The sequence below is a fragment of the Streptococcus sp. Marseille-Q6379 genome (genome assembly GCF_965119505.1).
Genome location: NZ_CBCPLV010000001.1, coordinates 879,552 through 892,274, shown reverse-complemented (window position 1 = coordinate 892,274; position 12,723 = coordinate 879,552). Strand labels below are relative to the sequence as shown.

Genomic DNA, 12,723 nt, shown 5'->3' with positions numbered 1-12,723 from the left:
AACTTTTTAGCTTATTTTACAATTTAGAGTCAGACGAGAGTTACTCAAACATAGCGTAGTAGTCTGTGATATCCAATTGACCTTTTTCTTCCTTGGTAAGGTCTTTAATGATTTGACCATCCTTCATAACGATAAGACGATTTCCGTATTTAAGGGCATCTTCCATATGGTGAGTAATCATCAAGGCAGTCAAGTGGTCGTGCGTCACAAACTCATCGGTCAACTCCATGAGAGACACACTTGTCTTAGGATCCAAGGCTGCGGTGTGTTCGTCTAAGAGCAAGAGCTCAGGACGTTTAAGTGTCGCCATCAAAAGGCTGAGTGCCTGACGCTGACCACCTGAGAGAAGACCTGTTGGTGTATCTAAGTGTTTTTCTAAACCATTACTGATACGTTCAATCAGACCTTGAAATTCCTCTGTGTAGAGATGAATTTGTCGTGATTTAAGACCTCGTTTTTCGCCACGGTATTTGGCAATCAAAAGATTTTCTGCAACCGTCATACGAGGAGCCGTTCCCATTTTAGGATCTTGGAAGACCCGTGAGAGGTACTTGGCACGTTTCTCAGCAGGCAGAGCCGTAACATCCTCACCCATGATAAAAATATGACCACTGGTCAACATGAGGGTCCCTGCAATGACATTGAAGAGGGTTGATTTTCCGGCACCATTTCCACCAAGAATGGTAATAAAATCACCTTCTCTAATGGTAAGATTGACATGGTCCAGGATGGTTTTTTCGGTATCAAAACCATTATTAACCTTAACAGTCGCATCTTTAAGTTCTACAATAGCTGTCATCGTGATAAGGTCACCCCCTTAAAGAATTTTCGGCGTAGGACAGGCGAGATCAAGCAAATGGCCAGAACAATCGCACTAAAGAGTTTGAGGTAGTTCGTGTTAAAGCCAAGAGCGATAACTGCTGTCAAAAGGAACTGATAGAGGATTGAACCAATACAGATGGCAATCAAACGTTCCAACAGAGTCAAGTTAGTCGCATAGAGGACCTCGCCAATGATGATGCTGGCAAGACCAATGACGATAACACCAATACCTTTAGAAACATCGGCATAACCGTCCTGTTGGCTAATCAAGGCTCCTGAGAGGGCAATGATACCGTTTGAGATAACAAGACCCATCACTTCCATATTGTCTGTGTTGATACCAAAAGATTTGGCCATATCTCTATTATCACCTGTGGCAATATATGCTTGACCTAGGCGCGTGTTAAGAAAGGCAATCAAGGCAGTGATAACAATGGTTACAGCAATGAGACCAACAATCAAGAGGTTGTAGTCCTTGCTGAAAGGAAGTAAATCTTGAATAGTCTTAATATCAAGAAGTCCTAGGTTGGCCCTTCCCATAATCATAAGCATGACTGAGTTAAGAGAAGTCATGACCAAAATCCCCGCCAAAATAGTAGGAATTTCTCCCTTAGTATAGAGGAGACCAGTCACAAGTCCAGCACCACAGCCGGCCAAAACAGCAACCAAGGTTGCTAAAATTGGGTTCCAACCAAAGTTCATAAGAGTTACTGCGACTGCCCCACCAAGAGGAAAGGAACCTTCTGTTGTCAAATCAGGAAAATCCAAGATACGGAAAGTCATGTAAATCCCAAGACCTAGGATTCCGTATAGAAGCCCCTGATAAATAGATGAAATAATCATAAGTCCTCCTTATTTATCAGCTTTAACAGCGATGTCTGACTGTTTAAGCACATCGTCAGGGATGGTGATGTTGAGGTCTTGAGCAACTTTAAGGTTGAGCGTTGGAGTACCATCATCAATAACATCAACTGGGACATCCTTAACTTTCTTACCTTTAAGAACCTTAACAGCACTACGAGCTGTGGCTTTTCCAAGTTCATATTGGCTTTGAGCAACTGAGGCCAAACCGCCCTCTTTCACCATAGTATCGACAGTCGTATAAACTGGAATCTTAGCTTGGTTGGCTGATGAGATTACTGTTGAAAAAGCTGAGGCAATAGTATTATCTTGAGGCGTCCAGATAGCATCTACCTTACCAGTCATGACTGACATAGTTGTATTGATTTCATTGGTTGATGGTACGGCATACTCGACCACATTTAGGCCATCTTTTTCAGCAAATTTCTTAAAGCTCTCAACCTGTGATTTGGAATTATCCTCGCTTGAAGCGTAGAGAATACCAATTGTCTTAGCATTTGGTGTCAATGATTTGACCAATTCCACTGTCTGCTTAATCGGCACTTGGTTAGAGGTACCAGTGACATTGCCTTCTGGATGCTTGAGGTCCTTAACCAATTTGGCCCCAACAGGGTCTGAGATAGCTCCCATAATGACTGGAATGTTCTTGGTAGCTGCCGCTAGTCCTTGTGCTGCTGGCGTTGCAATACCGATAACGACATCATTCTTGTCATTGACCAATTGTTTAGACATGGTTTGAATTTTAGACTGGTCTCCTTCGGCATTTAGGAGGGTGATTTTAACCTTGTCTCCCTTATAACCAGCTTCCTTAAGACCATCCTCAATTCCCTTCTCGATTTGATCCAGGGCATCGTGAGTCACGAACTGGAGGATTCCTACTTTGACGACCTTATTAGCATCTTGGTGCTCTTTTTTGAAAAGATCTGTACCAATAGAACCGAGCGTCAAGATAGCTAAGAAAACCAAAGTCCAAATTAAACGCTTGTTTTTCATATGTGTCTCCTTCTATAAATTCTTCCTTTCTATTGTAAGTCATTTTCAGTCAATTAGCAATATTCTTAATTTATAAAAATTACCTTTCTCAAAGAAAAAGAATCAGAACACGATGTCTGATTCTTTTTCCTATTATTACTGATATTGTGCCAAGTCTAGCTTCATAATATAAAAGTAAAGGTCGCCATATTGTCCTTTGTAGCCAATATCATGTCCGTTTATCGTCACCTTAGTGACTGGCGTTGAATCCGGTAAGGCAATCCAACAAGCTTGCTGTGCTCTGACAAATTCATTGTAATCTTCAAAAGAAGTGTGTTTTTCTTGCTTTGCAGTATTTAAATAAGTTACTTCAATCATCGAGGGACCTCCTTTTAATCCTTTAATTAAAGTCTAGATTACGCTTCCTAGAGAGTAAAGTCAATCATGACGTCTTAAAAAAACTAGCAGGCTAGTCCATACAAATAGACCCCATGGCAAATGCCATGGGGTCTATTTTAATTGGAATCTGGATTCTTAAGGTCCTATCCGACCGTTAAATCATCTTAACGTTTGCGTCGTTTTGCGCCATAGAGTCCAAATCCAGCTAGAAGACTTGCCAAACCAAAGATTGCAAGGTTTGAATCCTCACTACCAGTTTCTGGAAGTACTGGAGCCTTAGGCTCTTCTGTTTGTGGAGCTGGCTGTGGCTCTGATGTCGGAGTTGTATCCGGCACTGGTGTTGGAGTCACAATTTGTTTGTAGATGTGTTGAGTATTACCATTTTCATCTACAACTGTCTTCACAAATTCATAACCTGGGATATCTTTCTTAGGTTGTTGGCCATTTTCGCTTGGATAACCAGGGATAGGAGTACCATTTTCATCAACGTATGACGTCGTCACTTGCTCGTAGACATGTTCGATATCACCATTAGGTAATTTCTTAGTTTCTACGAAGCGGTAACCTGGAATTTCAGCTTTTGGCTGTTCACCATCAACTGTAGGATATCCTGGGATTTCCTTACCTTCTTTATCAACAAACTTAGTGATTGGAAGTACAGTTGGTGTGTAGGTTGCTGAAGCCTTAGTTCCGTTAACATCTTCACGAACCACTGTGACTGCTGGGGCAGTTCCTGTAAATTCAGTTTCTGGTGTGAATGTTACAGTGCCATCTGCAGCTACTGTGTAAGTTCCTACACCTGCAATAGTCTTAGTTGTTGAGCCATCTTCAAAGGTAGCTGGTACTTGGTTATTCATTGGTACACGGCTATCGCCTTCTGTAAATACTGGCTTACCTGTTTGCGTTTGGCCTTTATTTCCAATTGAGGTAACTGATTCTGCAGTTGGTGTTACTGGTGTTACGGTTGGCGTGTAGGTTGCTGGAATGGCTGTACCGTTCTTATCAACACGTTTCACGGTCACACCTGTACCTGTTCCTGTGAATGCTTTTTCTGGGACGAAGGTTACAGTTCCGTCTGGAGCAACTGTGTAAGTTCCTTCACCTGGAATAACTTTAGTTGTTGAGCCATCTTCAAAGGTAGCTGGTACATCATCATCCATTGGGACACTTGGGTTACCAGGCGTGAAGCTTGGTTTACCTGTTTGTGTCTGACCTTGAATATCTGTAGATGTTGCTGGCTCTGAAGTTGGTGTAACTGGAGTTACTGTTGGTGTGTAGGTTGCTGAAGCCTTAGTTCCGTTAATATCTTCACGGACAACTGTCACAGCTGGTGCAGTTCCTACGAATGATTTTTCTGGAACAAAGGTTACGGTTCCGTCTGTTGCTACTGTGTATGTACCAACACCATCAACAGTCTTAGTCGTTGAACCATCTTCAAATGTTGCTGGAACATCGTCATTCATTGGTACACGGCTGTCACCTTCGGTGAAGGTTGGCTTACCGGTTTGAGTTGCACCTTGAATATCTGTTGATGTTGCTGGTTCCGCTGTTGGAGTAACAGGAGTTACTGTTGGGGTGTAAGTTGCAGAAGCTTTGGTTCCGTTCTTATCTTCACGAACCACTGTTACAGCTGGTGCAGTTCCTACGAATGATTTTTCTGGAACAAAGGTTACGGTTCCGTCTGCTACTACTGTGTATGTACCAACACCATCAACAGTCTTAGTCGTTGAACCATCTTCAAATGTTGCTGGAACATCATCGTTCATTGGCACACGGCTATCGCCTTCTGTAAATACTGGCTTACCAGTTTGTGTAGCACCTTGGATATCTGTTGATTCAGTTGGTGTCGCTGTTGGAGTTACTGGTGTCACAGTTGGTGTGTACTTCGCTGTGATTTCAGTTCCGTTCTTATCAACACGTTTCACGGTTACGCCTGTAGCAGTTCCAGTAAATGATTTTTCTGGTACGAAAGTTACTGTACCATCTGGAGCAACGGTGTAAGTTCCTTCACCATCTACTGTCTTCGTAGTTGATCCATCTTCAAAGGTCGCTGGTGTATCTTCATCAATTGGAACATTTGGATCACCTTCAGTGAAGGTTGGTTTACCAGATTGTGTAGCACCTTAGATATCTGTTGATGTAGCATCTTCAGAAGTTGGAACGACTGGAGTAATCTTAGGTGTGTAAGTTGTTTCTACAGTTGTTCCATTAGTATCCGCAGCTTGAACTTTCACTGGAACAACATCACCTGAATAAGATTTGTCTGTTGGTGTGAAGGTTACAACACCTGTCTCTTTATCAACTGTGAAGGTACCAATAATATCACCCGCTGGTGATTTCGCAAACACTGCCGTTGCTGGTTGGCCATTTTCATCAAGAAGAGTAATGGTATCCTTATCAATTGGTGCAACTGGGTCACCTTCAGTGAAGGTTACTGTTCCGGTCTGAACCACTCCTTGAGGACCAGTTGATTCTGCTGGTGTAGCAGTTGGAGTCACCGGTGTTACTGTTGGGGTGTAAGTCGCTGAAGCCTTAGTTCCGTTCATATCTTCACGAACAACCGTCACAGCTGGAGCTGTTCCAGTAAATGATTTCTCTGGAACAAAAGTTACAGTTCCGTCTGCTGCTACTGTGTAAGTACGAACTCCATCAACTGTCTTCGTAGTTGAACCATCGTCGAAAGTAGCTGGAACGTCATCGTTCATTGGCACACGGCTGTCGCCTTCAGTAAATTCAGGCTTACCAGTTTGGGTTTGACCTTGTTTACCTGTTGTTTCAACTGGTGTCGCTGTCGGTGTTACAGGAGTCACAGTTGGAGTGTACTTAGCAGTAACTGAAGTACCGTTCTTATCTACACGTTTCACAGTTACGCCTGTTCCTGTTCCAGTAAATGATTTTTCTGGTACGAAAGTTACTGTACCATCAGGAGCTACAGTGTAAGTACCTTCTCCTGGAATAACTTTAGTTGTTGAGCCATCTTCAAAGGTTGCTGGTACATCATCATCCATTGGGATTGCAGGGTTACCAGGTGTGAAGCTTGGTGTACCTGTTTGAGTTTGACCTTGGATGTCTGTAGATGTTGCAGGATCAGCAGTTGGGACAACTGGAGTGATCTTCGGTGTGTAAGTTGTTTCTACAGTTGTACCATTTGTATCTTTACCTTGAACCTTGACTGGAACAACATCACCTGAGTAAGATTTATCCGTTGGGGTGAAGGTCACAACACCTGTTTCTTTATCAACGGTGAAGGTACCGATCACGTCACCAGCTGGTGATTTCGCTTCTACTGATGCTGCTGGTTGACCATTTTCATCAAGAAGAGTAATGGTATCCTTATCAATTGGTGCAACTGGGTCACCTTCAGTGAAGGTTACTGTTCCAGTTTGAACCACGCCTTGAGGTGCTTCAGATTCAGCAGGAGTTGCTGTTGGAGTTACTGGAGTCACAGTTGGTGTGTAAGTCGCAGAAGCTTTGGTTCCGTTCTTATCTTCACGAACAACCGTTACGGCCGGTGCTTTACCTGTGAATGATTTCTCTGGAACAAAGGTTACTGTTCCGTCAGCTGCTACTGTGTATGTACCAACTCCATCAACTGTCTTAGTCGTTGAACCATCGTCGAAAGTAGCTGGAAAGTCATCGTTCATTGGTACACGACTATCACCTTCAGTAAATTCAGGCTTACCTGTTTGGGTTTGACCTTGTTTACCTGTTGTTTCAACTGGTGTCGCTGTCGGTGTTACAGGAGTTACTGTTGGTGTGTACTTAGCTGTGATTTCAGTTCCGTTCTTATCCACACGTTTCACTGTTACACCTGAAGCAGTTCCAGTAAATGATTTTTCTGGTACGAAAGTTACTGTACCATCTGGAGAAACGGTGTAAGTTCCTTCACCATCTACTGTCTTCGTAGTTGATCCATCTTCAAAGGTCGCTGGTGTATCTTCATCAATTGGAACATTTGGATTACCTTCAGTAAAGGATGGTTTACCTGTTTGAGTGGCACCTTGGATATCTGTCGATGTTGCATCTTCAGAAGTTGGAACAACTGGAGTAATCTTAGGGGTGTAAGTTGTTTCTACTGTTGTACCATTTGTATCAGCTGCTTGAACCTTAACTGGGACAACATCACCTGAATAAGATTTATCCGTTGGTGTGAAAGTAACCACACCTGTTTCTTTATCAACGGTGAATGTACCAATCACGTCACCTGCTGGTGATTTCGCTTCTACTGATGCTGCTGGCTGACCATTTTCATCAAGAAGGGTAATTGAATCCTTGTTAATTGGCGCTACTTCATCACCTTCTGTGAAGGTTACTGTTCCAGTTTGAACCAAGCCTTGAGGTCCCGTAGATTCAGCTGGTGTTGCTGTTGGGGTTACTGGTGTAACAGTTGGTGTGTACTTAGCAGTAACTGGAGTACCGTTCTTATCGACACGTTTAACCGTTACGCCTGTACCTTCTCCAGTGAATGATTTTTCTGGAACAAATGTTACGGTTCCGTCTGGAGCAACTGTGTAAGTTCCTTCACCAGGAACGGTCTTCGTAGTTGAGCCATCTTCAAATGTTGCAGGTGTATCATCATCCATTGGAACATTTGGATTACCTGGTGTGAAGGTTGGTGTACCTGTTTGCGTTTGACCTTGTTTGTCAGTAGATGTTGTATCTTCTGCAGTTGGTGTAACTGGTGTTACGGTTGGTGTATAAGTTGCAGAAGCTTTTGTTCCGTTCTTATCTTCACGAACCACTGTTACAGCTGGTGCAGTTCCTACGAATGATTTTTCTGGTACGAAGGTTACGGTTCCATCTGCTGCTACTGTGTAAGTACCAACACCGTCTACAGTCTTAGTCGTTGAGCCATCGTCAAATGTTGCTGGAACATCATCGTTCATTGGCACACGGCTATCGCCTTCTGTAAATACTGGCTTACCTGTTTGTGTAGCACCTTGGATATCTGTAGTTTCAACTGGTGTTGCAGTTGGAGTTACTGGTGTTACTGTTGGTGTGTACTTCGCTGTAATTTCAGTACCATTCTTATCTACACGTTTAACTGTTACACCTGAAGCAGTTCCAGTAAATGATTTTTCTGGTACGAAAGTTACTGTACCATCTGGAGAAACTGTGTAAGTTCCTTCACCATCTACTGTCTTCGTAGTTGATCCATCTTCAAAGGTCGCTGGTGTATCTTCATCAATTGGAACATTTGGATCACCTTCAGTAAAGGTTGGTTTACCTGTTTGAGTGGCACCTTGGATATCTGTCGATGTTGCATCTTCAGAAGTTGGAACGACTGGAGTAATCTTAGGTGTGTAAGTTGTTTCTACTGTTGTACCATTTGTATCAGCTGCTTGAACCTTAACTGGGACAACATCACCTGAGTAAGATTTATCTGTTGGTGTGAAGGTCACAACACCTGTTTCTTTATCAACAGTGAAGGTACCAATCACGTCACCTGCTGGTGATTTCGCTTCTACTGATGCGGCTGGTTGACCATTTTCATCAAGAAGAGTAATGGTATTCTTGTCGATTGGCGCTACTTCATCACCTTCTGTGAAGGTTACTGTTCCAGTTTGAACAAGACCTTGAGGTCCCGTAGATTCAGCTGGTGTAGCAGTTGGAGTCACCGGTGTTACTGTTGGGGTGTAAGTTGCAGAAGCTTTGGTTCCGTTCTTATCTTCACGAACAACCGTTACCTCCGGCGCTTTACCTGTGAATGATTTCTCAGGAACAAAGGTTACTGTTCCGTCTGAAGCTACTGTGTATGTACCAACTCCATCAACTGTCTTGGTAGTTGAACCATCGTCGAAAGTAGCTGGAACGTCATCGTTCATTGGCACACGGCTGTCACCTTCAGTAAATTCAGGCTTACCTGTTTGGGTTTGACCTTGTTTACCTGTTGTTTCAACTGGTGTCGCTGTCGGTGTTACAGGAGTTACTGTTGGTGTGTACTTCGCTGTGATTTCAGTTCCGTTCTTATCCACACGTTTCACAGTTACGCCTGTTCCTGTTCCAGTAAATGATTTTTCTGGTACGAAAGTTACTGTACCATCTGGAGAAACGGTGTAAGTTCCTTCACCATCTACTGTCTTCGTAGTTGAGCCATCTTCAAAGGTCGCTGGTGTATCTTCATCAATTGGAACATTTGGATTACCTTCAGTAAAGGTTGGTTTACCTGTTTGAGTGGCACCTTGGATATCTGTCGATGTAGCATCTTCAGAAGTTGGGACAACTGGAGTAATCTTAGGTGTATAAGTTGTTTCTACTGTTGTACCATTTGTATCAGCTGCTTGAACCTTAACTGGGACAACATCACCTGAATAAGATTTATCCGTTGGGGTGAAGGTCACAACACCTGTTTCTTTATCAACAGTGAAGGTACCGATCACGTCACCTGCTGGTGATTTCGCTTCTACTGATGCTGCTGGCTGACCATTTTCATCAAGAAGGGTAATTGAATCCTTGTTAATTGGCGCTACTTCATCACCTTCTGTGAAGGTTACTGTTCCAGTTTGAACCAAACCTTGAGGTCCCGTAGATTCAGCTGGTGTTGCTGTTGGAGTTACTGGAGTCACAGTTGGTGTGTAAGTCGCAAAGGCTTTGGTTCCGTTCTTATCTTCACGAACAACCGTCACAGCTGGAGCTGTTCCAGTAAATGATTTCTCTGGAACAAAAGTTACAGTTCCGTCGGCTGCTACTGTGTAGGTACCAACGCCATCAACTGTCTTCGTAGTTGAACCATCGTCGAAGGTTGCTGGAACGTCATCGTTCATTGGCACACGGCTGTCACCTTCAGTAAATTCAGGCTTACCTGTTTGGGTTTGACCTTGTTTACCTGTTGTTTCAACTGGTGTCGCTGTTGGTGTAACTGGTGTTACTGTTGGGGTGTAAGTCGCAGAGGCTTTGGTTCCGTTCTTATCTTCACGAACAACCGTTACAGCCGGCGCAGTTCCGACAAATGATTTCTCAGGAACAAACGTCACCGTACCGTCAGCTGCTACTGTGTAAGTACCAACTCCGTCAACTGTCTTAGTCGTTGAACCATCGTCAAATGTCGCTGGAACATCTTCATTGATAGCTACTGTTTTCTCAACACCATCAACAGTTACTGTTCCACCCTTGAATTCAGGTTTACCAGTTTGAGTAGCACCTTGAATATCAGTTGTTTCAGCTGGTGTAGCTGTTGGGGTTACTGGAACGATTTCTGGTGTGTAAGTTGTATCTACCTTGATACCGTTTGAGCTTTCAGCTTGAACCTTGGCCGGTGTTACTACACCTGTGTATGATTTATCAGTCGGTGTGAAAGTGACTTGACCAGTAGCTGAATCAATTGAGTAAGTACCAATTTCAGTTGTACCATCAGCGGCATAAGCTGGTGTACTTGTCACTTCATTACCATCATTATCCAAAAGCGTGTAGCTATTATCTTTGATCGTAATAGCTTTATCTTCACCATTCACTTGAACAGTTGTTCCTGCAAAAGTTGGTGTCCCTGTTTGCGTTGCACCTTGAACATCTTTAGAAGTTGCAGGGTTTGCAGTTGGAACTGCTGGCACAACAGTTGGTGTGTAGGTCGCATCTGAAGTAATGGTTGCAGTCTTACCATTAGCATTTGTAATCGTAGCAGTTGCCTGAACAGTTACTCCTTTTGCAGTACCAACAAAGTCTTTTTCTGGCGTAAATGTTACTGCTCCAGTCGTTGGGTCGATAGTATAGCTACCTTCACCTGCTACTGTCACTGTTGTTTCATCAGTAGGCTGACCAGTTGCTGGATCTACCAATTTCTTGCTTGTGATTTCAGCAGTCTTATCATTACTCAAATCAAAGGTTGGTGTTTGGGTTTGAGGAGCGTTTTGAACATCCGCAGAAACCTTGTCTGTAGGAGTCACTGTGATTGGTGTTACTGATGGTGTGTAAGTCGCTGAAGCTTTTGTTCCGTTCTTGTCTTCACGAACGACTGTAACTGCTGGTGCTGTTCCTGTAAAACTTGGTTCTGGAACAAATGTAACAGTACCGTCTGCTGCTACTGTGTAGGTGCCAACGCCATCAACTGACTTGGTAGTTGAGCCATCATCAAATGTTGCTGGAACATCATCGTTCATTGGCACACGGCTATCGCCTTCAGTAAATACAGGTTTACCAGTTTGTGTAGCACCTTGGATATTTGTTGTTTCAACTGGTGTTGCAGTTGGTGTTACTGGTGTTACTGTTGGGGTGTACTTAGCTGTGATTTCAGTTCCGTTCTTATCCACACGTTTCACTGTTACACCTGAAGCAGTTCCAACGAATGATTTTTCTGGTACAAATGTAACAGTACCGTCTGCTGCTACTGTGTAAGTACCAACGCCGTCAACTGTCTTAGTCGTTGAACCATCGTCAAATGTCGCTGGAACATCTTCATTGATTTCAACAGTCTTCTCAACGCCATCAACCGTTACTGTTCCACCCTTGAATTCAGGTTTACCAGTTTGTGTCGCACCTTGAATATCAGTTGTTTCAGCTGGTGTAGCTGTTGGGGTTACTGGAACGATTTCTGGTGTGTAAGTTGTATCCACCTTGATACCGTTTGAGCTTTCAGCTTGAACCTTGGCCGGTGTTACTACACCTGTGTATGATTTATCAGTCGGTGTGAAAGTGACTTGACCAGTAGCTGAATCAATTGAGTAAGTACCAATTTCAGTTGTACCATCTGCGGCATAAGCTGGTGTACTTGTCACTTCATTGCCATCATTATCCAAAAGCGTGTAGCTATTATCTTTGATCGTAATAGCTTTATCTTCACCGTTTACTTGAACAGTAGTTCCTGCGAAGGTTGGTGTGCCTGTTTGAGTCGCACCTTGGATATCTTTTGAAGTTGCAGGGTTTGCAGTTGGAACTGCTGGCACAACAGTTGGTGTGTAGGTCGCATCTGAAGTAATGGTTGCAGTCTTACCATTAGCATTTGTAATCGTAGCAGTTGCCTGAACAGTTACTCCTTTTGCAGTACCAACAAAGTCTTTTTCTGGCGTAAATGTTACTGCTCCAGTCGTTGGGTCGATAGTATAGCTACCTTCACCTGCTACTGTCACTGTTGTTTCATCAGTTGGTTGACCAGTTGCGGGATCTACCAATTTCTTGCTTGTGATTTCAGCAGTCTTATCATTACTCAAATCAAAGGTTGGTGTTTGGGTTTGAGGAACGTTTTGAACATCCGCAGAAACCTTGTCTGTAGGAGTCACTGTGATTGGTGTGACTGTTGGTGTGTACTTAGCTGTTGCAGTCTTGATGTAATCCTGTTGGATCTTACCATCTTTGTTTCTACCAACTGGCGCTGACAATGTAACATCCACACCTTTGGCTGTACCAGTAAAGTTTGGATCTGGAGTGAAGGTTACTTCACCCGTTGAAGGATTAATCGTATAAGTTCCTTCCCCTTCAACTGTTACAGATGGCGCATCAGTAGTGAGACCTGTGGCAGGATCCACCAACTTAGCAGGATATTCGGCACTTGGAGTGATTGCAATCTTTTCACCATTTGAGTTAGTCGCAGTTGTGTTAAAGGTTGGAGTTTCTTTTTGAGTCGCACCTTGAACATCAGTCGAAGTTTTGTCAACTCCTTCGATTTCAATTGGAGTGACTGTTGGAACGTATTGACCATCCATGGTATTCAACTGACCATTAATGTTTGCTTCTTGATCT

5 protein-coding genes and 1 pseudogene are annotated in these 12,723 nt (G+C 43.3%); all 6 read right to left on the bottom strand.

Translation table 11 applies throughout. From position 1 onward, the window contains the following. Positions 1-40: 40 nt before the first annotated feature. The 6 genes and pseudogenes from ACWPVZ_RS04425 to ACWPVZ_RS04400 all read right to left on the bottom strand — a co-directional run bounded on the left by ACWPVZ_RS04425 (position 41) and on the right by ACWPVZ_RS04400 (position 12,686). Positions 41-799, bottom strand: coding sequence for an ABC transporter ATP-binding protein (locus ACWPVZ_RS04425; protein ID WP_454381105.1), 759 nt, complete (start codon positions 797-799; stop codon positions 41-43). Next, positions 796-1,665, bottom strand: a complete 870-nt coding sequence (locus tag ACWPVZ_RS04420) for an ABC transporter permease (RefSeq protein WP_002883493.1) — start codon at positions 1,663-1,665, stop codon at positions 796-798. The genes ACWPVZ_RS04425 and ACWPVZ_RS04420 overlap by 4 nt, the downstream gene beginning before the upstream one ends. A 9-nt stretch (positions 1,666-1,674) precedes the next feature. Next, on the bottom strand, positions 1,675-2,676 hold the full coding sequence (gene trpX / locus ACWPVZ_RS04415) for a tryptophan ABC transporter substrate-binding protein (protein ID WP_002890797.1): 1,002 nt from the start codon (positions 2,674-2,676) through the stop codon (positions 1,675-1,677). Positions 2,677-2,811: 135 nt separating this feature from the next. Then, complete coding sequence (locus ACWPVZ_RS04410) at positions 2,812-3,033, bottom strand: DUF4649 family protein (protein ID WP_002890796.1); 222 nt, start codon at positions 3,031-3,033, stop codon at positions 2,812-2,814. A gap of 185 nt (positions 3,034-3,218) precedes the next feature. Further along, positions 3,219-5,117 (bottom strand): annotated as a pseudogene (locus ACWPVZ_RS04405) (LPXTG cell wall anchor domain-containing protein); the annotation flags it as partial. 60 nt (positions 5,118-5,177) lie between these two features. Beyond that, positions 5,178-12,686, bottom strand: a complete 7,509-nt coding sequence (locus ACWPVZ_RS04400) for a CshA family fibrillar surface protein C (RefSeq protein WP_454381102.1) — start codon at positions 12,684-12,686, stop codon at positions 5,178-5,180. Between the last annotated feature and the right edge of the window lie 37 nt (positions 12,687-12,723).

Coding starts and splice junctions, on each gene's coding strand:
- ACWPVZ_RS04425 (WP_454381105.1), bottom strand. CDS start 799: ATGACAGCTATTGTAGAACTTAAAGATGCGACTGTTAAGGTTAATAAT.
- trpX (WP_002890797.1), bottom strand. CDS start 2,676: ATGAAAAACAAGCGTTTAATTTGGACTTTGGTTTTCTTAGCTATCTTG.
- ACWPVZ_RS04410 (WP_002890796.1), bottom strand. CDS start 3,033: ATGATTGAAGTAACTTATTTAAATACTGCAAAGCAAGAAAAACACACT.
- ACWPVZ_RS04400 (WP_454381102.1), bottom strand. CDS start 12,686: ATGGATGGTCAATACGTTCCAACAGTCACTCCAATTGAAATCGAAGGA.
- ACWPVZ_RS04420 (WP_002883493.1), bottom strand. CDS start 1,665: ATGATTATTTCATCTATTTATCAGGGGCTTCTATACGGAATCCTAGGT.